Consider the following 21,536-nt stretch of genomic DNA (forward strand, 5'->3'; position numbering starts at 1 on the left):
AAGAACCCCTCCTACGGTTCAGACCGCCGATCGTAGGAGGGGGCCGGGCGGCGCTCCGCTTGCCCCCGATCTTTTGCCCTAAAAACACAAATTCATTATCGGCCTCGGGCCTGTTCCAGGCTCTGGACCGAGACGTCCAGGGCTTTTTGCATATCCAGCCGCGCCGAGCGGCCGACGTCTGGGTTGTCGATCTGAAAATTACGCTCCGAGGGCAAGATCGGCGCGGTCAGGTCGTCAGCGTCCGATGGCTCGAAGTCATAATTGGCACCCAATGTCATCGCGCTGCGGCGTAGCAGCATGCGCACCTGAGCTGGGCTCAAGGTCGGGTTGATCGAAAGCATGGCCGCAACGATCCCGGCCACCATGGGCGTTGCGTAGGATGTGCCGCAATGCACGGCGCCCTGCTCGCCCGCGTTGAGGGTCGATGCATGGGTGCATGCCGAGGCGCTGATATCAACCCGCGTATCGACATTGGACGAAGCACGCTTGACCACATAAGCCGGATCGTCGAGCGGCACCGCTGGGCCGTCGCTGCGCTGATGCCCACCGATCACCAGCAACTGGTCGGTCACGAACGACGAAGGCAAGCGGTACTCATCGGTGCCGGAGAACGACGCGCCATTGCCGGCCGAGTTGATCACCAACACGTCGGGGTGCTCGCGCCGCAACCAGAGGAAAAATTCTTCCAGTAACTCTTCGTAGCCGCTCATGGCCAGGCCAGAACGCACCAGCGAGTCGACCTCATCGCCCTCCACGTTCAAGGCGCCGACCCGGTGCAGGCCCCAGCTCCAATTGAGCACCCGCACCCCGTCTTCGACCAGGTTCACCGAGGCTGCAACATTGGCGGTAATGCCTGCATCGGAGTTACGTTCCAGAAGCACTTCAAAACCCTGGCTAGCGCCCTCCAGCCCGCGCAGAAAACCGCTGTACCCCGGCCCCTTGCGCTCGGCCAAGAGAATGCCCGCCACGCTCGAACCATGCTGCGTGGGCTGCTGCGCATCGCGGGCGTAGAGGCAACTGCGCGGTGCCTGGCAGGGTTGCAGGAAGCGGGCAAAGTCGGGCGAATCGAAATCCACATCGCGCTCGATCACCCCGACCCGGATCGGCGTGGTTTTGATCGGCGCCTTCTTGGCTAGCACGCGCCGCTGGTAAAAATTCACCGCATCGGCAAAACGGTTGGCTGCCCATTCGTCGCTGTCAGGGCTGGGCTTGGGCTGCTCTTTGCGGCCCTCGGTTTCGCTTTCGCCTTCGGGCGAAGACTCCTCCACCACCACGGCATCGACGCTGACTTCGCTGCCCAAGCGCAACACCATGGCATCGCGCTCCACCAAGTTGTGCACCGGCAGGCGCAACTGGTAAGTATTGAGCGGCGCAATCGCCCCCACCACTTGGGCGCCGTATTTCTCGGCCAACTTGCGCGCCTCACCGAGGCCGTCGAAGCGCTCTTCGATGATGACGCTGACCAAGTCGACGTAGGTGGTCAGGCCATCCATGTTCTTGGCTACTTCGGCAGGCGTCGCCGCCAGCACATGGCTGCCCGCCATGCTCAACCACACCGGGTTGCTACGCCGCCCAGCCTGCTCCAGCCAGACCGGTGCACTGGCCTGGGCGCCTTGGCGCAATTGCAAGCGCAAACCCTGGCCGTCCCGTTGCGCGGCAACTGGCTGGCCGCCGAGCATCACCGTCAGGGGCCCCTCTTCGATGCCTTTGGCCTGCAGACAAAAGCTCTGCTGCTGGCGGTCCAACAGGTCACCGCAACGGGCCAGGGCCTCCAGGCGCAACGGCTCTTGAGCTTGGGCAAGACCGGCCAAGCCACACAATACCCAGGGAATCACTCGAACCGTGCCCATGCCCATCATCCTCAAAGAAGTACGCCTGTGACCGGTGCCCACGGCCTTGGTTCAGCGGCTGCCCAGCTCAGCGCTGATACGCTGAGCGGCGGCCTGCACTTGGGGCACCAGCGCCTGCATTTTCTCCAGGGGCATATAGGGCAAGGTACTGGCCACGCTAATGGCCGCGACAATCCGCTGGCTGGCATCGCGAATCGGCGCTGCCACGCATCGGATCGACGGCTCGTTGTCTTCCAGGTCGAACGCGAATTGCCCGCTTACGTATTGCTCCATGCGTTCGTGCAACTGCTGCTCGGTCTGCTGCGGGTGTTGGGGCCAACGCGGGTCGCCACCGGCCACGGGTTGGCTAAGGGCAAACAGCCGCTGCCATTCAGTGGGAGGGCTGTCGAGCAGCAAGGCTTTGCCGATTCCGGTGCGCACCAAGGGCATCCGCTGGCCGACGCGCGAACGCATTTCCGGGCCGTTGCGGCCTGGGTTCTTATGCAGGTAAAGCACTTCGTCGGCGTCCCGTATCGCCAGGTGCACGGTGTCACCGGTGGCCGCCGAAAGCTCGTCGAGCCAGGGCGTGGCGAGCATCACCAACGGCACTTCGTCGCGGGCCTGGAAGCCCAGCTCGATCAGGCGAGGCCCCAATAGATAGCCAACCTGGGGCAATACCCTCAGGTAGCGTTCATCCACCAGGGCACTGGCCAGGCGGTGGGTCGTGCTACGGGTCGTGCCGACCAAAGCGGCAATCGCCTTGAGGTCGCGCGCACCTTGCGCAACCGCCTGAATCACTGCCAGGCCGCGTAGCAGCGTTTGGGTGCCGCTGGTGGGGGCAGCGCCCGGGCGGGCAGAGGAATGAGAGTCGGGCATGGCCTACCTTGCAAGCGGTCAATGAACAGCGGGCGCATTATGTTCGCCCGCGTTGAGGGATACCAGCCACTTACAGCTCGATGCGCTCGACTTTACCCACCAGCAACCCGTAGGACAGCGCCCCCAACAGCGCCAACACCGCAATGTAAGTAATGGCTGGGGCGAACGAGTCACCGCTGACCAGAAACCCAATCACGATAGGGGTAGTGATGGCCGAAAGATTGCCAACGAAATTGAACACCCCGCCGGTCAGGCCCAGCAAGCGCGCCGGCGCCAGGGTGGACACCAACGACCAGGTGATCGACGCCAGGCCGTTGCCGAAAAAGGCCAAGGCCATGCAGGCGATCACTACGCTGGTGGAGTCGGTGTAGTTGGCGCCGATCAGGCTGGTGGAAATCAGTAGGCCACCGATGATCGGCAACTTGCGCGCCAGGCCGATGCTGGCGCCGCGGCGGATCATCCAGTCGGAGAAAAACCCGGCACATAGCACCCCGATGAACGCCGCCAGAAACGGCAGCGAAGCCAGCAAGCCGGACTTAATGAAGTCCATGCCACGGTATTTGACCAGGTAAGTGGGGAACCACGTAAGGAAGAACCACAAGGTCGAGTTCAAGCAAAACTGGCCCAGGTAGATGCCCCACAGCTTACGCTGACTGAGCACGATGCCCAGGTCGCGCCAGCTGAAACCGGCGTTGGCCTGCTTGGCCCCGGCCTGCATGTCGACCAAACCGCCGCCCGCGCTGATCAACTCCAACTCAGCCTGGTTGATGCCTTTGAAGTCCCGTGGTTCGCGATACACCGCGTACCAGATCACCGCCCAAAGAATCCCGACCAAACCGGTGCTGACAAACACCATGTGCCAGCCGTAGGCATGTTGCAGCCAAGCCAATACGGGGGTCAGGAAGGCCAGGCCGACGAATTGCCCCGAAGTGTAAAAGCCAATCGCAGTAGCCCGTTCGCGCTCGGGAAACCAAGTGGTCACCACCCGGCTGTTGATCGGGTACGCCGGCGCTTCCAAGGCGCCGACCGCCATACGCAGCACGAACAGGGCAATAAAGCTGGCGGCAAAGCCGAGCATAACGGTGGCGATGGACCACAGAGCCAAGGCCACCGTATAGAGAATACGCGGCGGCACCCGGTCGACCAACCAGCCGCCGGGGATCTGCATGGCGGCGTAGGTCCAACCGAATGCGGAAAAAATCAGCCCGACGTGCACGGGGTCGATCCCCAGTTCGCTGGTCAAAGCCGGGGCCGCGATGGACAGGTTACTGCGGTCTAGGTAGTTGATCACCACAGTGATAAACAGCAGCACCATGATGAAAAAACGCTTGCGCGTGGGGGTGTTCATAAGCGGGCCTTTATTGTGGTTGTGGCCATGGGGCTTTGACCGGGCGACGCCGCGCCCGGCCTGCCTCGTTACAGGTGCCGGCTTTAACCAGCCGTTACCATTCGGCAAAGCTGCCGTCGGCATGGCGCCAGATCGGGTTGCGCCAGCGATGACCCACCGCCGCCCGTTCTTTTACATACTCTTCGTTGATCTCAATACCCAGGCCAGGCCCGTTGGGGATCTTTACGAAGCCTTGGTCGTAGTCGAACACCTGCGGGTGCTTGACGTAGTCCAGCAGGTCGTTGCTTTCGTTGTAGTGGATGCCCAGGCTTTGCTCCTGGATAAACGCGTTGTAGCAAACCGCATCCAGTTGCAGGCATGCCGCCAGGGCAATCGGCCCCAATGGGCAATGCAGCGCCAGGGCGACGTCGTAGGCCTCGGCCATGTTGGCGATTTTGCGGGTTTCGGTGATGCCGCCCGCGTGGGATGCATCCGGCTGGATAATGTCGACATAACCCTCACTGAGTACGCGCTTGAAATCCCAGCGCGAGAACAGCCGCTCGCCCAGGGCAATCGGCGTGCTGGTCAGGGGTGCCAACTCTTTGAGCGCTTCGTAGTTTTCGCTCAGCACCGGCTCTTCGATGAACATCAGCTTGTAGGGGTCCAACTCTTTCATCAGCACCTTGGCCATGGGCTTGTGCACGCGGCCGTGGAAGTCCACGCCGATGCCGACATTCGGGCCCACGGCATCGCGCACGGCCGCCACATTGGCCAGGGCCAGGTCGACTTTTTCGAACGAGTCGAGAAACTGCAGTTCCTCGGTACCGTTCATCTTCACCGCTGTGAAGCCCCGGCCCACAGCCTCTTTGGCCGCCCGTGCGGTGTCCGCTGGACGGTCGCCGCCAATCCATGAATAGACCCGAATACGGTCACGCACCTGGCCGCCAAGCAAGTCGCTCACCGAGACGCCCAGGGCCTTGCCCTTGATATCCCACAACGCCTGGTCGATGCCGGCCAAGGCACTCATATGCACGGCGCCACCCCGGTAGAAACCGCCACGGTAGAGCACCGTCCAGATGTCTTCGATGTTGCGCGGGTCTTTGCCGATCAGGTAGTCCGACAGTTCATCCACGGCCGTAGCTACGGTGTGGGCACGCCCTTCAACCACAGGCTCACCCCAACCGCTGATGCCCTCGTCGGTTTCGACCTTGAGGAACAGCCAGCGCGGCGGCACGATGTAGGTGGTCAACTTGGTGATTTTCATCGGTGATCTCTCTTATTTGGAGGGGGTCGGGGGCTCAGCGTAGGCTCTGCCAGTTGTCGACATAGGCCTTGGCGCGCTCGGCCACGTCTTCGACGCTCATGCCCGGTTTGAACAGCCCGCTGCCCAGGCCGAAACCCTTGACCCCGGCGTCCAGGTACGGCTGCATATTGCTCGGGCCGATGCCCCCGACCGGCACCAGCAGCGTGCCCTGGGGTAACACCGCCAGCCAGGCCTTGACCACTGCGGGGCCGAGCATTTCTGCCGGGAACAGCTTGAGCACATCGGCGCCTTCGGCGAGGGCGGCGAAGGCTTCGTTGGGGGTGGCTACACCGGGTGCCAAGTAGAGGCCGGCGTGCTTGGCGGCGCGTAATACGCGGGCATCACTGTGGGGCATTACGATCAATCGACCACCGGCGTCGCGCACCTGCAGTACCTGCTCGGCGCTCATAACGGTGCCCGCGCCGATCACGCAGTCGTCCGGCAGGCTGTCACGCAGCGTGCGAATGCTGGTGTAAGGATCCGGCGAATTGAGCGGCACCTCGATGATGCGAAACCCGCTGGCGTACAAAACCCGCCCGATGCCTTCAGCTTCTTCGGGCCGCAGCCCACGCAAGATGGCGATCAGGCCATTGTGGGCCAGTGCTTGCTCAAGCATGTCAAACCTCCTGTGACGATGGGGCGACCAGGCCGGCGGCCACGGCCAGGCTCCACAAGCCTTGCTCGGTCGCGCGTTCGACGAGGGTCACCGCAGAAAAAGGAAAATGCGCCAAGGCCAGGCGGTAGCGTTGGCAGAGCTGGTCGTTGCCGATCAAGGCCACTTCAGCAGGCGCCGCAGCGCCTAAAGCCTGGCTGAGGGCGCGCAATTCGTGGCCAATCAGCAACCCCGAGAGGTAGTCGGCCTGCTGCTCCCCCGGCAGTTGGCCGGTGAGGCCCAGGGTGCGAGCGCTGAACATATTCGACAACGGGCCAAGGTCGCCTTGGGCCGAGGCCGCCACCTGCACACCCCGCTCGAAAGCCGCTTGGGCGAACTGTGCGCTGGGGCGTTGCGTGCGGCCCAGCAAGGTGTGGCTGCACAGGGCGGCGTAGACTTCGCCGGTCATAAAGGTATCGAAGTGCTCGATGCAGCCATCCACCAGCCGTACCCATTTGCTGTGGCTGCCGGGTAGGCCGATCAACAGTTCGCCACTGGCACCCGCCGCGTTGCGCTGCTGCAGCAAACCGAGCACTTGGGTTTCTTCGCCGCGCATGACATTCGGCAAGGCCCCCGCTTCAATGACACCCGGCACGACATACAGCCGATGGCCGCGCAGGGTGTCGATGGGTAGAAGGCTGGCGCCGAGGTCGGCGACTCGTGCTGGCGTCGGGCAATAGGCTGCCTCGCGCCAGCCCTGGGCGCTGCCGACCATGCCGCAGGCGATCAGCGGCACTTGAGGGTGCGCCTGCAACCAGTCACCGCAGGCCTCATCCAGGGCCAGTTCGAAACCGTCCTGGCAGTGGTGCCCGGCAATCTGCCGTGGCGCACTGGGCAACTGCATGATGCCCAGGGCCCGCGAGCGCTCTTCGAGCACGCGGCCATTGGGGCCAAGCCGGTACGCCCGCAAGGACGAAGTGCCCCAGTCGAGCGCGATCAATTGCACTGGCATCGCTTCACCTGAAAAGTTGTTATTGGTCAGTGTGCTGCGAGGACTATAAACCCGACCCTCGGAACATCTCAACATATAATTTAGCATCCCATATATAGGGATTATTCTCTGGGCTTTTTGCCGCACGCCTTTGTTATCATCCGCAGCCCCTGTCATCACCACGATCTGCGCTCATGACTACCGCCCCCGCCCTGCTCTCTCGCCGCGACCACAAAACCCTGGGCCTGGCCGCCTTGGGCGGAGCGTTGGAAATCTACGACTTCATTATTTTCGTGTTCTTTGCCTTCACCCTCAGCCAACTGTTTTTCCCGCCGCAGATGCCCGAGTGGCTGCGCCTGCTGCAGAGCTTTGGCATTTTTGCGGCGGGTTACCTGGCTCGCCCTTTGGGCGGCATCGCCATGGCGCATTTCGCCGACCGCCTCGGGCGCAAACAGGTGTTTAGCCTGAGTATTCTTATGATGGCCCTGCCCTGCCTGCTGATCGGTGTAATGCCCACCTATGCGCAGATCGGCTATTTCGCTCCGCTGGCGCTACTGCTGCTGCGCCTGCTGCAAGGTGCCGCCGTGGGCGGCGAAGTACCCAGCGCCTGGGTGTTCGTGGCCGAGCATGTGGCCCCCCAGCGGCGCGGCTACGCACTGGGCTTTTTGCAGGCCGGGTTGACCTTCGGCTACCTGCTGGGGGCCTTGACCGCCACGGCGCTGGCGAAGCTGTTCAGCCCCCAGGAAATCCTCGACTACGCCTGGCGCCTGCCGTTTTTGCTGGGCGGCGTATTCGGTGTGGTGGGTGTCTGGCTGCGCCGTTGGCTGAGCGAAACCCCGGTCTTCCTCGCCCTGCGCGAGCAACGCCAAGAAGTGCAGGAATTTGCCCTGCGCACGGTGCTGCGCGAGCACCGTGCAGCGCTGTTGCCCGCCGCCTTACTCACCTGCGTACTCACTTCGGCGGTGGTGGTATTGGTGGTCATCACCCCCACCGTGATGCAGCAACGCTTCGGCATGCCCCAGGCCGATACCTTTGCCTTGAGCAGCCTGGGTATCGTTTTTTTGAATATCGGCTGCGTCCTGGCCGGCTGCCTGGTCGACCGTATCGGCGGCTGGCGCGCGCTGATGCTCTACAGCCTGGCGCTGCCCGTGGGGGTGGCGCTGCTGTACACCAGCTTGATCCACGGCTGGCGGTTTCCAGGCTTAGCCTACGCCTTCGCTGGGCTGGCCTGTGGTGTGGTGGGGGTAGTGCCGTCGTTGATGGTGGGGCTGTTTCCGGCGCACATTCGGGTCTCGGGGATTTCCTTCACCTACAACTTGGCCTACGCCGCTTGGGGCAGTACCACCCCCTTGGTGCTCATCAGCCTTATGCCCTGGAGCCCCTGGGTGGCGGTGGCCTATGCCGCCGTGATGGGAGCCGTCGGGCTGGCCACTGCACAGTTTGTGCGCCGAAACCACGCCCCAGGCTGAACCTTCGGCCCGCTCGGGGCTCATTTGTTGTGGTCGACAGGCCCGTCCATTCCCTCCCCGCGAACCCGCCGCGCTGTGAGGGCCTGTCAGCGGTTCGTTTACACCATTGGGCTGGTACCTATGCCAATCGAGCGTGAACTCAGCCTACGCGCTGTGCTGACCGGGGCCCTACTGGGCATTCTGCTAACCCCCTCGAATGTCTATGCCGGTTTGAAAATCGGCTGGTCGTTCAACATGTCGATCATCGCCCTGCTGATCGGCTATGGCGTCTGGCAAGGCTTGGCCAGGCGCAGGCCGGATGCGCTGCCGTGGACCTTGCACGAGAGCAATATCAACCAGACAGTAGCCTCGGCCGCTGCGTCGATTATCTCCGGCGGCCTGGTGGCTCCGATCCCCGCCTACACCCTGCTCACGGGGCAGCAACTGGACGCCCTACCGATGATCGCCTGGGTATTTTCGGTGAGTTTTCTGGGCATCTGGATTGCCTGGTACCTGCGCCCGTCGCTGCTCAACGATCACAGCCTGAAGTTTCCTGAAGGCATGGCCACCTTGGAAACCTTGCGGCATATCTACAACCACGGCCATGAAGCGGCCACCCGCTTGAAAGTGTTACTCAGCACAGCGTTGCTGTCGGGGCTGGTGAAGTGGTTCGACAGCTTCGTCTGGGCCATCCCCCGCTGGGCGCCCAATGCGGCGCTGGAGCGGCTGACCTTCACCTTCGACCCGTCGCTGTTGCTGGTGGGCTTTGGCGGCATTATTGGTATTCGCGTGGGCCTTACCCTATTGTTGGGCGCGTTATTGGCCTGGGGCGGCCTGGCGCCGTGGCTGCTGGCCAACCGGCTGGTGGAGTTGCCGGCCGACGCCAGCGGCCCACAATTTGCCGCGCTAGTGCAGTGGCTGCTGTGGCCGGGGGTCAGCCTTATGGTGTGTTCCACCCTGGCCGCCCTGGCCGTGCGCTTGCTGCAACTGCGCCAGGGCCGTTCGGCCCAGCGTGGGCGCCGCTGGCAAGCGCCCAGCCCCGGCCCGGTGCTTGGGCTGATGGCGGCAATCGCCTTGGTGGTCGCGCTGCAAGCGGCGTTGTTCGGCATCAACGTGTGGATGGCCCTGCTGACCATTCCGTTGGCCATCTGCCTGGCGGCCGTGGCGGCCCGCGTGGTGGGCGCCACCGGTATCCCACCGATCGGCGCGATTGGCCAGTTATCGCAACTGACCTTCGGCATCGCCGCACCAGGGCAGGTGCCGATCAACCTGATGAGCGCCAACACAGCTGGCGGCGCAGCAGGCCAATGCACCGACCTGATGAACGATTTCAAAGTGGGCAAAGCCATCGGCGCCACCCCGAAAAAGCAGGTAATCGCCCAATGCCTGGGTATTTTCATCGGCAGCATTGTCGGGGTATTGGTGTACCTGACCTTGATCCCCGACCCACAGCAGATGCTGCTCACCGAAGAGTGGCCCGCCCCTGCCGTGGCGACCTGGAAAGCGGTGGCGCAAACCTTGAGCTATGGGCTGGACTCGCTGTCCATCAGCATCCGTTGGGCGATCCTGCTGGCGGGCAGCGCCGGCGTAGTGCTGGGCTTGCTCGACACCCTGCTCCCCGCCCACCGCGCCCGCTACCTGCCCAGCACGGCGGCACTGGGCCTGGCGTTTGTGCTGCCAGCGTCGATCTCATGCATGATGGCATCCGGGGCGGTACTGACTTGGCTGGTCAGCCAACGCTGGCCAAGCCTGACGGAACGCTTCGCAATCACCGCTGCCGCAGGCCTAATCGCCGGCGAAAGCATTACCGGGGTGGGCGCTTCGTTTTGGCAGCTATTGGCTAACCTCTAAAATCGCAAGAATCCACGTCGCAGGGGCAAAAGATCGGGGCCAAGGCCCCTCCTACAATCAGCGACATATTCATATATCGAACATGCCGCCGCCCGTAGGAGGGGGTCTCGCCCCCGAGCTCCTACCGGTCTAAAACATCAAAAGATCGGGGCCAAGGCCCCTCCTACGCGGGTATCAAGAAGCTGTAATCACCACCCTTGGCCAGTGCCGCCTGGTACGCCGGGCGTGCTTGCAGGCGCTTGAGCCAGGCGGTCAGGTGCGGGTATTGGGCCAACTTGCCCTGCACCCCTGCCAGCTCCGCGACGAAGCTCATCTGCACATCGGCACCGCTGAGTTCGGTGCCCACCAGGTAGTCGCGCTCGCTCAGGGCGTTGTCCAGGTAACCCAGGAAATTCGCCAGCTCGCTGTTGATCCGTGGATGCAAAGGCGCGCCCGCCTCACCCAGGCGGCCGACGTACAGGTTGAGCAGCAAGGGCAGCATGGCCGAGCCCTCAGCGAACTGCAGCCATTGCACGTACTCGTCGTAGGCCTCGCTGGCCGGGTCGGGTTGCAGTTGCCCAGCGCCGTGGCGACGAATCAGGTAGTCGACAATGGCACCGGACTCAATCACCGTGCGCGCGCCATCCTGGATGACCGGCGACTTGCCCAGCGGGTTGATTGCCTTGAGCTCCGGTGGCGCCAGGCGCGTTTGCGGATCGCGCTCGTAGCGTTTGACTTCATACCCAACGCCCAGCTCCTCCAGTAACCAAAGGATACGCTGGGAACGGGAGTCAGCAAGGTGGTGAACGATGATCATGGTGGACATCCTTAAAGGGTGAGCAGTATGGACAGTGGCAAGCGCCGAGTAGTGCCAACGTCTAGGGGCGTAGCACTTGCACCTGGGGCGCCAGGCCGCCTGCCAGGCGCGACAGCAACTCGGTGCCCTCGTACCAGGCGCCATAGCCGCTTTGCCCGTTGATGTGCCCAGCACCACTGAGGCACACCAACTCACTGCCCCAGGCGCGGGCGAATTCGGCGGCTCGGGCCTTGCTGACATAAGGGTCATCGTCGCTGGCCACGACGATCGAGGCAAAACTCAAACGCCCGGTGGACATCGGCGTGAACCCATGGGTGCCACTAGGATAAGACTCCGCTTCGGTGTCGCTCGGGGCCACCAGCAAGGCACCACGAACCTGCTCGCTGCGATGCCGCTCGGCCCAGCGGGTCACCAAGGTGCAGGCCAGGCTGTGCGCCACCAGCACTACCGGCCCGTCTTCACGGCGAATCGCCTGGTCGAGGCAGCGTACCCAGTCGTCACAGTGTGGGGTCTGCCAATCCGCCTGCTCGACCCGCTTGAAGCCCTGCCACTGTTCAGCCCACAGGCTCTGCCAATGATCGGGGCCGGAATCGTAAAGGCCGGGCAGTATCAGGATTTTACTGTGCATGGAGACAGGTCTCGTGGCGATGGGTAAAGCGCACAGTAAAGATTTCCGCCAGCGCAGGCAAAATTTAGCGGCTGCCCTGCGGACCTTGACTCAGGTCAACACTTCGCCCATTCGCCTTGGCAACCCCACGCAGAGCGTCTAGTCTGCGGGTTAGCCGTACCGGCGTTAAGGATGATTAAGCGAGGTGATTGTATGTTTGCCCATGAATACATCGGGTTGTCGATTCTGGATGCTGTGCTGTTGTTGAACCTGGTCTTGGTCGGGCTGTTTGCCCTGCAGCGGCTGGGGCGCCTGCGCGGTATCGGCAAGGCGTCGAACCGGCGCCGGTTCGACGCTGCCTAGGTTAAGGCGAAACCACCTTGTACAGCCTGTACGGATACTCGGTGCGATCCGTCGCGCTGTACTTGCCCGTTCGGTTCAACTGCGCCGCCGTCAGGTACAGGTTGCCGGCTGGGTCCAAGGCGAAGGTGTCCGGCCAGGACAAACGCGGGTCGCTAACCAGGCGGGTAACGCTGCCGTCCGGGGACCAGCGATTGACCGCATAATGGATCGAATCGCTCAGATAAACGTTCCCCGCCTGGTCCGCGAGCATGCCGTGGGACACCCCCACTTTGGCGACCCGCTCGACCCGGCTGGCCAGTTGCGTGTCGCTCAGGGCTGGGTTGGCCAGGTCGGCCGTCGCCACCCGATAGAGGTAGTCTTGGTTGATCGCCCGAAAGTAAAACCACTGCCCATCAGCGGTTAAAGCGATGCCATTGACGTCGGATGAAAACGGTTTACCCTCCGCGTCCACTACATCCTGCCCATCGATGTGCAGCCTGTAGCCGGGCTCGGCGCGGGTGACCGTTTGCCCGGCCAATACGCTGCGGGTCGTACCGGTCTTGAGGTCCAGCACGACAATCGCGGCCCGCTTGGGGTCGGACAAATACGCCAGGTTGCGCCGCGGATCGATGCGTACGTCGTTGAGGGCCGTGGAACCCTGGTCGATGTCCTCGAAGCGGTAGACCCTCTCCACCTGAGCGCTGCCCAGGTCGATGCGCAACAGCTTCATACTGGATTGAGCCGGGCCACCCGGGGCCGGCGATGCCGAATCCAGCACCCACAATTTATCGCCCTGGGCCACCACCGCGTGGGCATTCATAAAATGATCGGCAGGCTGATCCGCCCGGTAGGTGTTCCAGGCGGCGTTGGGGTAAGGCCGCTCCTGGCCATCGACGATCTCGGCCACCGCGTAACGGAACTCCTTAGCGCCACTTTGCCGGGGAAAGGTCAGGAATAATCGGCCCTGCTCGGAAAACGTCACGCCTACCGGTTGTCGCGCGCCAAACTCGGCGACCGCCTGCAATGTCCCGCCCGGCGCGGCGGCCAGCGCCAGTGAGGCCGGTAGGGACAGGGCAAACGTGCAGGCTAGAGCCCATGGCTTGATCATTGCAGGTATCTCCTTGCACCAAGCTAAAAGAGGTCGATGGCCGAACTTCGACGGCCGACTCCACTCAGACACCCACGGTATGGACTTTACTGCGTCAGGTACAGACGCAAAGCATCAGGAGCAATAACCATGAAGGCAATGCATTGGAGCGCCATGGCGCTGGCAGTATCCACCGCCCTACCCCAGTTGGCCTGGGCCGGGTTGGTCGACGACCAGGCAGAGGCCACCGGCTTGCTCGAGGGCAGCCACCTCACCGGGCTGCTGCGTAGCTACTACATCAACCGCGACAACCATAACCAGACCGCAGACAACCGCGACTGGACCCAGGGTTTGATCGCCACTTACCGTTCGGGCTTTACCCAAGGCACTGTGGGTTTTGGCGTCGAAGCCTACGGCTACTACGGTTTGAAACTCGATGGCGGCCGCGCCTATGCAGGCACCGGTAACCTGCCCACCGACCGCAACGGCGACCCCGAAGACGACTACGGCTCAGCCGGCGCCAGCGTGAAAATGCGCGTTTCCAAGACCCAGCTGAGCTATGGCAACCTGCAACCGACCGCCCCGGTGTTCGCCGTCGCCGGCACCCGCTTGCTGCCGCAGACCGCCACCGGCATCAGCCTGGCCAGCAGCGAAATCGACGGCCTGGACGTCGAAGCCGGGCACTTCACCGGCACCGACAGCGGCCTGACCAGCAACCACAGCCATGAAATTTACGCGCTCTACGCCGATGTCAGCGCCGACAGCGCCGACTACATCGGCGGCCAGTACAGCATCACCCCGGACTGGGTGGTCAGCCTGTATGGATCGCAATTCGAAGACGTGTGGCGCCAGTACTACACCAACAGCATCTACACCCTGGCCTTGCCCCACGATCAATCGCTGGAGCTGGCCCTCAACCTGTACCGCACCCTCGACCAGGGTCAGGCCAAGGCCGGGGCCATCGACAACACCACCTACTCGGTGTCAGCCGCCTACTCGTTTCTGTCCGCCCACACCCTCACCTTGTCGTACCAGAAAGTGCATGGCGACACCCCGTTCGACTACGTGGCCACCGGTGACAACGGCAACGGCGAAGGCGGCGACTCGGTGCTGATCGCCAACTCCGTGCAATGGTCGGACTTCAACGGCCCCAATGAGAAGTCCGTGGGCCTGCGCTACGACCTCGACATGCAGGCCTACGGCGTGCCAGGCCTGAGCTTTATGGCACGGCACATGCGCGGCTGGGACGTCGACGGCACCCATGCGCCGGCCACCGGCGCCTATGCCGGTAACTACGGGGCCAATGGCAAGCACCACGAGACCGACCTGGAAGCGCAATACATCATTCAAGAAGGCCCCGCCAAAGACCTTTCGTTTGGCCTGCGCCAGGCGTTCCACAGCGCCAACGCCGCCCAGGGCGAAGGCGACCTGAGCGAATTGCGGCTGATCGTCGAATACCCGCTCAATATCATTTAAGCGGGGCGCGGGCGGCCTGCGCGGCCGCCGCGCGCAGCACAAACTCATCGCGGCGCTGGCGGTCAGCCTGCTCCTTGGCCAGTAACTCCGGGAGCAAGGCACGAGCCTCCTCGGCGCTGAGTATGTACACGCCGTCGTCGTCACCGATGGCCAGGTCGCCAGGGTTGACCTGCACCCCCGCCACACTGATGGGCTGGTTCAGTTCGCCGCCCAGGCCCAGGCTACGGGTGGTCAATGCGCTGATGCCCATGGCGAACATCGGTAGGCGATGGCCGCGCAGCGCCTGAACATCGGTCACCGCACCGGCCACCACCACCCCTGCCAGCCCCTTGATCAACCCCGCCAGAGTACGCAGTTCGCCCCAGCAGGCGCAGTGGGGGTCGCCGACGCATTCGATCACCAACACGTCGCCCGCCTCGCAGGCCAACAACGCCTGGCGCAGAATGCTGCCGTCTGGGGTGAACAGGCGCACCGTCACCACATTGCCCAGGAGGCGAATGTCATCGAACAGGGGGCGCACACCGCGCAGATACCCCCGCTCACTGAGGTGCCCCACAGTGGACGCGGCAACCGGCGCGAAAGCGGCCAGGGTGGCCGCGTCGAGGCCTTGGCGGCGCTCGGCCAGGGTGGCGCTCATCGGGCTTTCCTCGGGCGCAACAAGGGGCAGGTCGAGCAATACTCCACCGGCTCACTGGCTTGGTAATAGAAACAGCAAGTGCGCCGAAAGCGCACACTGCGCTGGCCGTCATCGACCAGGGTCAGCGGCCGCCGGAAATGCTTGAGCGGGTTGTAGTTCAGGCCGAACAGCGCCGGGTCGGCCTCCTCCAGCAACCAATGAAAATCCGCGGCGCTACGGGCGCGAATACGCTCGTCGTCAACCTTGGCCAGGCGCCGCTCGTACAGTGAGTAAACCCGCACTGCGGTGTTGTCCCAGAGTATCCGCACCGAGACGCCGCTGACCCGCGCAAAGGTCTGCCACAGCGGCTGCAACAGGCCGCCGAACAGCTCGCCCACCACCTCGGCGCGCCAGGCGTCACGGGCGCCCGGCGGGCAATCATGGGTATGCAGATCGCGCAGCGGCATCGCAGAGGTCCACACGCCGCCCTCGTGCAGCAGTTCCAGCATGGCGTTGTCCAGGGACAAGCGCAGCCCCTTGTCGAAGGCCGACAGGGCATACAGGCACGCCCCGGTGGTCAGAAAGGACAAGCGCTTGCCCAGCAGCGAGGCCGTGACCGCCCGCGAAGGCGAGCGAATCACCGGCGTCAGCGCATCCAGGCGCTGCGCACACAGGGTGTCGTCCAGCAGTTCGCGCGCCAGCAGCGTATGCGAGGGGTCGCAGGCGCTGGCCGGTTTCAGGCGCAGCGCGCCGCTGAGCGCCGCCCATTGCTCGGCGTTGAAGGTTCCCATTGGGCTCACTGGGGCAGCTCCCGACCGAAAGGGATGCACAACGGTGTGCCAAAGAAGGGGTCGGCGATGATCCGGCAATTGAGGTTGAACACCTGTTTGACCAACGCCTCGGTCAGGATCGTCTCCGGGCGCCCCTGGGCGAACGCCCGCTGGTCATGCACGGCGATCATGTGATCGGCATAGCGGCAGGCCAGGTTGAGGTCGTGCAGCACCATCACGATGGTCTTGTTCTGCTGGCGGTTGAGATCGCGCAACAGGTCGAGCACCTCGATCTGGTGGGCCAGGTCGAGAAAGGTCGTGGGCTCGTCGAGCAGCACGATCTCAGTGTCTTGAGCCAAGGTCATGGCGATCCAGGCACGCTGGCGCTGGCCGCCAGACAACGCGTCCACCGGGCGCTCAGCCAGGGCCGCCAGGTCGGTCTGGGCCAACGCCCGGTCGACCATGGCTTCGTCTTGCACAGACCATTGCTGCATCCAGTTCTGGTAAGGGTAGCGGCCCAGGCTGACCAACTGGCGCACGCTAATCCCTTCGGGCGCCACTGGCGTCTGCGGCAGGATCGCCAGCTCACGGGCGATCACCGCCGTAGGTTTGTGCTGAATATCGCTGCCATTGAGGATCACCACCCCCTGCTGCGGCTTCAGCAGGCGGGCGAAGGATTTCAACAAGGTGCTTTTGCCGCAGCCGTTGCTGCCGATCAGCACCGTGACCTGGCCCCGCGGCAGTTGCAGGTCCAATTGGTCGATGATCACCTGGCGTTGATAGCTCAGGGTCAAACCGCGGGTCGCAATGGGAGGCATAAACGTCAGGTTCCTCAGGGGCGCTGTTTGATCAACAGGTACAGAAAATACGGCGTACCGAGCACCGCAACGAAAATCCCGGCCGGCAGGTCCAGGGGCAGAAACAACGTACGCCCCAGGACATCGGCGAGCATCACCAGGTTGGCCCCCACCAGGGCCGCCATCACGGCTTCACCAGCGAAGCCCGGCGCTACCAGGCGCTTGGCAATGTGCGGGGCGATCAAGCCAACAAAAGCGATTGCCCCGCCCCACGCCACCGCCGCCCCGGCCAGGGCCACACTGACCGCCAGCAGGGCGCCGCGTAGGGCCTGCACCCTGACGCCCACGCCTTGGGCCAGGGGGTCGTCCAACTGCTGCACGCGCACGTGGCGTGCCAGCAGCACCAGCAAGCCAACGATTGCCAACAGCCACAGGGCCAACGCGCGCGGCTCCGACCAACTGGCGCCGTAGACGCTGCCGGTCAGCCAGACATAGGCCGAGAGCGCGGTGGTCAAGGAGCTGAACACCAGTACGAAGGTGGTGGTGGCCGCCAGCATTGCCGACACACCGACGCCGATCAGCACCAGGCGCAACGGTGAGGCGCCCTGCTTCCAGGCCAACAAATAGATGGCCAGTGTCGCCAGCCCAGCCCCCAGCATCGCCGCCACCGGCAGCCAGGTCTGGCCAAGGCTGGCGGCGAAAAACGACAGGTAGAGCACGGCGGCAGCGCTGGCGCCGCTGGTAATGCCCAGCAGGTCGGGCGAGGCCAATGGGTTGCGAATGATGCTTTGCAAAATCAACCCGGACAGCGCCAGCGCCGCCCCTACCAACCCAGCCAAAGCGATGCGCGGCAAGCGCAGTTGCTCAACGATAAAACTCAAACTCGGGTCTTGCTCGGTGAACAAAATAGCCAGTACCGCCTGGGGCGACGACAACACTTTGCCCACCGCCAGTGAGCCCCACACCACCAACAGCGTGATGCCCAGCGCGCCCCCCAGACGGCCTAGGGTTGCCAGGTTGAGCTGCCGGGAAAAACGCCCGAGGCGCCAGGTCAACGGCTTATCCATAACGGCCCCCACGGCGCGCCAGCAGGATGAAAAAAGGTGCACCGAACAGCGCGGTCATCACCCCCACGGGCACTTCCTGGGGCAGGATCAACACCCGCCCGAGCATGTCAGCCACCAGCAGCAGTATCGCCCCCAGCACGGCGCAGCCGGGTAACAACCAACGATGGTCGATGGACAGCCCCTTGCGCACCATGTGCGGCACGATCAGCCCAATAAAGCCGATGCTACCCGCCATGGCCACAGCACTGCCCGCCAGAACGATGACCAAAAGGCTCAGCAGCAGGCGAATCAACCCGGTGCGCTGGCCCAGGCCGGTGGCGATCTCTTCGCCCGCGTTGAGCACGTTGATCTGCCCGGCCAGCAGCAGCGCACCGAGCAACCCGGCAGCGGCGCACAGTAACAGAGGCCCGGCCACCGCCAGGGTGCGCTCGGTCAGTGACCCGGCCAGCCACAGCAGCACCGTGTCCAAGCCTTCCTGATTGACCACCAGCAGCGCCTGGCTAAACGCGGTGAACAACGCGGTAATCGCCGCTCCGGCCAGGACGATGCGCAGCGGGTTGAGGCGGCCCTGGCCCATGTTGCCGATCAGCCAGACCAGGCTGCCGGCCGTGGCGGCGCCGAGAAACGCGCACCACAGCCACTGCTCCACCGAGGCCAGGGCAAACAGCGATGAGCACAGAATGATAAAGAAAGTCGCCCCGGCGTTGATGCCGAACAGCCCCGGCGAAGCCAACGGGTTGCGCGTCAGCGCCTGCATCAGCGCCCCCGCTACCGCCAGGCTCGCACCGACCGCCATCGCCAGCACCGTACGCGACAATCGTGTGGTGCTGACCAGCATGTGGTTGACGTTGAGCGGGTCTGGCTGCAGCAGCGCGCTGGCCACCTCGGGCAAGGGAATCCAGCGCGCGCCCACGGCCAAACTGGCCATGGCGCAAACCAGCAACAACGCGGCGGCCAGCGCCAGCTTGAACCCATGGCTCATGCGGCGGCCCCAGGCAATGCCACGCGGGCGATGTCAGTGAGCATGCGATTGGCCCCTAAAATGCCTCCCGACAAACTCCACGCCACGCCATCCACCACCCACACCTGGCCCTGCTGCGGCGCCCGCAATTGCAACCAGAGCGGGTGCTGGATCAGGCTGGCATAGTTTTGCTGGGCGCTACGGCTGTCGGCCCGCAGAAACACGAAGAAGACATCGGCGTTGACCGCCGCCAGGCTTTCGCGGTTGGTCAGTTTCAACGACACCCCAGCGGCAGCCCGGCTGGCTTCGCTCCAGGCAAACCCCAGCTCGCTGAGCACGGAGCCGGCGAAACTGGCCGGCAGGTAGCTGCGAATATGGTCCTCGCGAATATCCAGCACCGCCACGGTCGGCGGCCATTGCCCGGCGAATTGCTGTTGCAGGCGCTCGCGCAGTTGCGCCACGTGCTGACGCCATTGCGTCAGCAACGCCTCGGCGGCCGCCTGGCGATTCAACGCCGCCCCCATCAGGGCCAGGGTCCGTTTGAATTCGAAGACCTCCTGCAACATCACCACCGGCGCGATTTGCTCAAGCAACGGCGCGATTCGCTCATGGCGAAAACGCGAGGCGACGATCAGGTCGGGCTTGAGCATGACGATGTCTTCCAGGCTCGGCTGCGTCTCCAGCCCCACATGGGGCACACCCTCAAGGGCCGCGCGCAGGTAGCGGTACATGGGCTTCTCGCTCCAGGAGTCGACCACCGCGCAGGGGGTCACGCCCAACGCCACTGCGCAGTCCGTGGCGCCCTGAAACAAGGTGACCAGCCGGCTAGGGCTGGTCGTGGCATGGGCTGCCAGCGGCGCCCACAGGGGGCTCGCCAGCAGGCCGAGGGACAAGCGCAGCACGCTGCGCCGGGACGCTGGGGGCAAGGCTTCAGACGTCACGTGACAACCTGTGGAAGGGGTTGACCACCTGGCCTTTGCCAAACGGCATGCTGCCCGGCCCGCCAGCCCGTTCGATCATCGGCGTGAGCAGAAGCTTCTGCGGCCAATGGGGTGCTTCGAACAGTTGTTGCCTGAGCATGGCGCGAGCCTCCTCGGTAAAATCAATGGTCACGAGCAAATCTTCCAGCACCTGGCCCATTTGTTTCCACAGCGCCGTGGCGGGCACGTCGTAGACCTGGGCCAGGGTGTCGATGATCGCCCGCAGGTTGACCTGAATGCCCAAGGTCTGCAACCAGAACAGCAGGTCTTCGGGGCGCTCATGGTACAGGGTATTGGCATGGCCTTTCTTCAACCGATACGCCGGGTCGGCCATACCGTTGCGCTCCAGCCAGGGCACGAAAATACGCAGCGAATCGTGATCGCGCAGCAGCAAGCCCTGGACGTAACCCGCCTTCCACACCAGCACCGCGTTTTGCCCGTGCACCTCGCCGAGCATGCCCAAGCGGAACATGCGCAAGTTGATGTCGAGAAAGCTGTGGCACACCTCGCCGAACAACGCCTGCACCGAGGCAGTGTCGACCGGCAACTGCCGATATTGCAGCCAGTCGTCGAAGAAGTGGCGGCGGCTGCCAGGCAATGGCGTGCCCAGGGCAGCCATGGGCAGCAGGCGAAAATCCGGGTCGTCGAGCAACGCGGCTGGGTAGCTACGCACCATCGCCGCCAGGTGCCGCGGCGCCTCGTCGAACAAGGTGGCGTCAGGCGGCATAAAGGCCCACCATTTATTCTCATCACACAAGTGCAAGCGCTGCTGCAAAGTCGCGTCCAGCGGCAATGCCTGGCGCAACAGGCGCTCGCTCAGGCCGCCGTTGATCATCTTCACCGCCGGCAGATAACGCGAAGCGCCCAGCGAATAGATCGCCATGGGTAACTTCAGGTAGTCGGCGCTGGCAAAACAGGGCGTCATCGAACGCAAGGATGAGGTGGCATAGACCTCGGCCGCGCTGAACGCCAAACGTTGGCAATCGCCCTGGGCAAACGCAGCGCCCAATTGCACGGGCAGCACCTGCGCCAGTTGCCATGGGTGCACCGGTAAGGCGATGTGGCTGTCTTCGAGGCCCTTGGCCCGCATCTCGGCAGTCAGTTCTGCCTGCAGATTGGCGGGCAGTAGGTAGTGGGCCGGGGGATTATGCCGAGGGTCGACTACGCCGCTGCCACATTGCAAAAGCTCAGCAGCCACTGCGACCCAGTTCAGCGCCACCGGCTGGGCGAACTCGGCTTGATAGCGCTGGTATTGCCCGTCGTCCAAGCCTTGCTTGGCCTTGGCCAACGGATGATAAGGCCGATCGCGCAACGACGCCCATTGCTCCATGGTCAGGAAAAACCTGGCGTTGTCTTGGCCCAGCAAATTGTGGGTGTCCACCCGGTGGTCCAAGGACAACGCGGTCTGCCGCACGCTGATGTCCAACACCTCCTGGAACAGCGCAAAGCCCTTCTCGTTGTCCGGGAAGCGTTCGGCGACGCCGCGCAACAGCAGCTCCATGAATCCATGGGGCGACAACGAGGTCCAGCGCTGATCCTGACGCGCCAACACCGGTGTGCCCGGCACCTTCTCCCAAGCCTGGGTGATGCCAGGGCGCAGCGCCACGATGATAAAGCGCTGCTCTTGCGGGTCACAGCACCATTCCCAGACCCGCTGCTCGGCACTCAGGCCGATAAATGCCGGGGCCTGCGGGTGCAGGCCCGGCCATTGCGCGGCGGGCGTGAGCGCCAGTGGCTCAGCGCCGAAAAACTGCTCGGCGAGCAAGCAGTCCACCAGGTCTTGCAGCACGCTTTCGGCGGCCATCGTCGTAAGGTTCATA

Annotated in this window: 20 protein-coding genes; 4 read left to right on the plus strand and 16 right to left on the minus strand. The window is 63.8% G+C overall.

Annotated features, from left to right (window positions below; genetic code table 11):
- Positions 1–95 precede the first annotated feature (95 nt).
- The 6 genes from QCL65_RS16700 to QCL65_RS16725 form a co-directional block, all read right to left on the minus strand.
- Entirely contained in the window at positions 96–1,856 is a 1,761-nt protein-coding gene (locus QCL65_RS16700) for a S8/S53 family peptidase (protein WP_407316893.1), read from the minus strand.
- A gap of 45 nt (positions 1,857–1,901) precedes the next feature.
- On the minus strand, positions 1,902–2,705 hold the full coding sequence (locus QCL65_RS16705) for an IclR family transcriptional regulator (RefSeq protein ID WP_407310613.1): 804 nt from the start codon (positions 2,703–2,705) through the stop codon (positions 1,902–1,904).
- A gap of 70 nt (positions 2,706–2,775) precedes the next feature.
- Positions 2,776–4,053 carry an MFS transporter gene (locus QCL65_RS16710; protein ID WP_407310615.1) on the minus strand — a complete coding sequence of 426 codons (1,278 nt, stop codon included), beginning with the start codon at positions 4,051–4,053 and terminating at the stop codon, positions 2,776–2,778.
- A gap of 94 nt (positions 4,054–4,147) precedes the next feature.
- Positions 4,148–5,296 (minus strand): galactonate dehydratase, encoded by a 1,149-nt coding sequence (dgoD, locus tag QCL65_RS16715; RefSeq protein ID WP_407310617.1) that lies wholly within the window; start codon positions 5,294–5,296, stop codon positions 4,148–4,150.
- 34 nt (positions 5,297–5,330) lie between these two features.
- Positions 5,331–5,951: a 2-dehydro-3-deoxy-6-phosphogalactonate aldolase gene (locus QCL65_RS16720; protein ID WP_407310619.1), complete on the minus strand. Its 621-nt coding sequence runs from the start codon at positions 5,949–5,951 to the stop codon at positions 5,331–5,333.
- Between the two features lies 1 nt (position 5,952).
- Entirely contained in the window at positions 5,953–6,939 is a 987-nt protein-coding gene (locus tag QCL65_RS16725; protein ID WP_407310621.1) for a 2-dehydro-3-deoxygalactonokinase, read from the minus strand.
- A gap of 173 nt (positions 6,940–7,112) precedes the next feature.
- On the opposite strand from QCL65_RS16725, the gene QCL65_RS16730 reads away from it, so the two are divergent.
- Positions 7,113–8,387, plus strand: a complete 1,275-nt coding sequence (locus QCL65_RS16730; RefSeq protein WP_407310623.1) for an MFS transporter — start codon at positions 7,113–7,115, stop codon at positions 8,385–8,387.
- Positions 8,388–8,507: 120 nt separating this feature from the next.
- Positions 8,508–10,217: an OPT family oligopeptide transporter gene (locus QCL65_RS16735; RefSeq protein ID WP_407310625.1), complete on the plus strand. Its 1,710-nt coding sequence runs from the start codon at positions 8,508–8,510 to the stop codon at positions 10,215–10,217.
- Between the two features lie 163 nt (positions 10,218–10,380).
- Here QCL65_RS16735 and QCL65_RS16740 read toward each other — a convergent pair whose 3' ends face one another.
- Entirely contained in the window at positions 10,381–11,013 is a 633-nt protein-coding gene (locus QCL65_RS16740) for a glutathione S-transferase family protein (protein ID WP_407310627.1), read from the minus strand.
- A gap of 61 nt (positions 11,014–11,074) precedes the next feature.
- On the minus strand, positions 11,075–11,641 hold the full coding sequence (locus QCL65_RS16745) for an RBBP9/YdeN family alpha/beta hydrolase (RefSeq protein ID WP_407310629.1): 567 nt from the start codon (positions 11,639–11,641) through the stop codon (positions 11,075–11,077).
- A gap of 192 nt (positions 11,642–11,833) precedes the next feature.
- Here QCL65_RS16745 and QCL65_RS16750 point away from each other — a divergent pair, with 192 nt between their 5' ends.
- The gene (locus QCL65_RS16750; protein WP_407310631.1) at positions 11,834–11,983 is read left to right on the plus strand and encodes a hypothetical protein; all 150 of its coding nucleotides are present in this window, start codon (positions 11,834–11,836) and stop codon (positions 11,981–11,983) included.
- Between the two features lies 1 nt (position 11,984).
- Here QCL65_RS16750 and QCL65_RS16755 read toward each other — a convergent pair whose 3' ends face one another.
- Entirely contained in the window at positions 11,985–13,070 is a 1,086-nt protein-coding gene (locus QCL65_RS16755; RefSeq protein WP_407310633.1) for an SMP-30/gluconolactonase/LRE family protein, read from the minus strand.
- Positions 13,071–13,199: 129 nt separating this feature from the next.
- Here QCL65_RS16755 and QCL65_RS16760 point away from each other — a divergent pair, with 129 nt between their 5' ends.
- Positions 13,200–14,525 (plus strand): OprD family porin, encoded by a 1,326-nt coding sequence (locus QCL65_RS16760; protein WP_407310635.1) that lies wholly within the window; start codon positions 13,200–13,202, stop codon positions 14,523–14,525.
- Here QCL65_RS16760 and QCL65_RS16765 read toward each other — a convergent pair.
- The 7 genes from QCL65_RS16765 to QCL65_RS16795 are packed head-to-tail and all read right to left on the minus strand — an operon-like array spanning position 14,518 to position 21,535.
- The gene (locus QCL65_RS16765) at positions 14,518–15,162 is read right to left on the minus strand and encodes an RraA family protein (protein ID WP_407310637.1); all 645 of its coding nucleotides are present in this window, start codon (positions 15,160–15,162) and stop codon (positions 14,518–14,520) included. The two genes, QCL65_RS16760 and QCL65_RS16765, sit on opposite strands and share 8 nt — an antisense overlap.
- On the minus strand, positions 15,159–15,941 hold the full coding sequence (locus tag QCL65_RS16770; RefSeq protein ID WP_407310639.1) for an IucA/IucC family C-terminal-domain containing protein: 783 nt from the start codon (positions 15,939–15,941) through the stop codon (positions 15,159–15,161). The genes QCL65_RS16765 and QCL65_RS16770 overlap by 4 nt, the downstream gene beginning before the upstream one ends.
- Entirely contained in the window at positions 15,938–16,729 is a 792-nt protein-coding gene (locus QCL65_RS16775) for an ABC transporter ATP-binding protein (RefSeq protein ID WP_407310641.1), read from the minus strand. Before QCL65_RS16775 ends, QCL65_RS16770 begins: the two co-directional genes overlap by 4 nt.
- 14 nt (positions 16,730–16,743) lie before the next feature.
- Positions 16,744–17,775, minus strand: coding sequence for a FecCD family ABC transporter permease (locus QCL65_RS16780; RefSeq protein WP_407310643.1), 1,032 nt, complete (start codon positions 17,773–17,775; stop codon positions 16,744–16,746).
- Positions 17,768–18,757: a FecCD family ABC transporter permease gene (locus QCL65_RS16785; RefSeq protein WP_407310645.1), complete on the minus strand. Its 990-nt coding sequence runs from the start codon at positions 18,755–18,757 to the stop codon at positions 17,768–17,770. The genes QCL65_RS16780 and QCL65_RS16785 overlap by 8 nt, the downstream gene beginning before the upstream one ends.
- A complete protein-coding gene (locus tag QCL65_RS16790) occupies positions 18,754–19,677 on the minus strand; it encodes an ABC transporter substrate-binding protein (protein WP_407310647.1) in 924 nt (307 codons plus the stop codon). The genes QCL65_RS16785 and QCL65_RS16790 overlap by 4 nt, the downstream gene beginning before the upstream one ends.
- Positions 19,667–21,535, minus strand: a complete 1,869-nt coding sequence (locus tag QCL65_RS16795) for an IucA/IucC family protein (RefSeq protein ID WP_407310649.1) — start codon at positions 21,533–21,535, stop codon at positions 19,667–19,669. Before QCL65_RS16795 ends, QCL65_RS16790 begins: the two co-directional genes overlap by 11 nt.
- Position 21,536: the final 1 nt, after the last annotated feature.

It is taken from the genome of Pseudomonas sp. nanlin1 (genome assembly GCF_045571515.1).
GTDB lineage: Bacteria > Pseudomonadota > Gammaproteobacteria > Pseudomonadales > Pseudomonadaceae > Aquipseudomonas.

What these genes read in the sequence shown, in the direction of transcription:
- QCL65_RS16710 (WP_407310615.1), bottom strand. Translation starts at nt 4,053, where the DNA reads ATGAACACCCCCACGCGCAAGCGTTTTTTCATCATGGTGCTGCTGTTT.
- QCL65_RS16755 (WP_407310633.1), bottom strand. Translation starts at nt 13,070, where the DNA reads ATGATCAAGCCATGGGCTCTAGCCTGCACGTTTGCCCTGTCCCTACCG.
- QCL65_RS16760 (WP_407310635.1), top strand. Translation starts at nt 13,200, where the DNA reads ATGAAGGCAATGCATTGGAGCGCCATGGCGCTGGCAGTATCCACCGCC.
- QCL65_RS16705 (WP_407310613.1), bottom strand. Translation starts at nt 2,705, where the DNA reads ATGCCCGACTCTCATTCCTCTGCCCGCCCGGGCGCTGCCCCCACCAGC.
- QCL65_RS16795 (WP_407310649.1), bottom strand. Translation starts at nt 21,535, where the DNA reads ATGAACCTTACGACGATGGCCGCCGAAAGCGTGCTGCAAGACCTGGTG.
- QCL65_RS16720 (WP_407310619.1), bottom strand. Translation starts at nt 5,951, where the DNA reads ATGCTTGAGCAAGCACTGGCCCACAATGGCCTGATCGCCATCTTGCGT.
- QCL65_RS16775 (WP_407310641.1), bottom strand. Translation starts at nt 16,729, where the DNA reads ATGCCTCCCATTGCGACCCGCGGTTTGACCCTGAGCTATCAACGCCAG.
- QCL65_RS16730 (WP_407310623.1), top strand. Translation starts at nt 7,113, where the DNA reads ATGACTACCGCCCCCGCCCTGCTCTCTCGCCGCGACCACAAAACCCTG.
- QCL65_RS16735 (WP_407310625.1), top strand. Translation starts at nt 8,508, where the DNA reads ATGCCAATCGAGCGTGAACTCAGCCTACGCGCTGTGCTGACCGGGGCC.
- QCL65_RS16700 (WP_407316893.1), bottom strand. Translation starts at nt 1,856, where the DNA reads ATGGGCATGGGCACGGTTCGAGTGATTCCCTGGGTATTGTGTGGCTTG.
- dgoD (WP_407310617.1), bottom strand. Translation starts at nt 5,296, where the DNA reads ATGAAAATCACCAAGTTGACCACCTACATCGTGCCGCCGCGCTGGCTG.
- QCL65_RS16725 (WP_407310621.1), bottom strand. Translation starts at nt 6,939, where the DNA reads ATGCCAGTGCAATTGATCGCGCTCGACTGGGGCACTTCGTCCTTGCGG.
- QCL65_RS16765 (WP_407310637.1), bottom strand. Translation starts at nt 15,162, where the DNA reads ATGAGCGCCACCCTGGCCGAGCGCCGCCAAGGCCTCGACGCGGCCACC.
- QCL65_RS16785 (WP_407310645.1), bottom strand. Translation starts at nt 18,757, where the DNA reads ATGAGCCATGGGTTCAAGCTGGCGCTGGCCGCCGCGTTGTTGCTGGTT.
- QCL65_RS16740 (WP_407310627.1), bottom strand. Translation starts at nt 11,013, where the DNA reads ATGATCATCGTTCACCACCTTGCTGACTCCCGTTCCCAGCGTATCCTT.
- QCL65_RS16745 (WP_407310629.1), bottom strand. Translation starts at nt 11,641, where the DNA reads ATGCACAGTAAAATCCTGATACTGCCCGGCCTTTACGATTCCGGCCCC.
- QCL65_RS16780 (WP_407310643.1), bottom strand. Translation starts at nt 17,775, where the DNA reads ATGGATAAGCCGTTGACCTGGCGCCTCGGGCGTTTTTCCCGGCAGCTC.
- QCL65_RS16750 (WP_407310631.1), top strand. Translation starts at nt 11,834, where the DNA reads ATGTTTGCCCATGAATACATCGGGTTGTCGATTCTGGATGCTGTGCTG.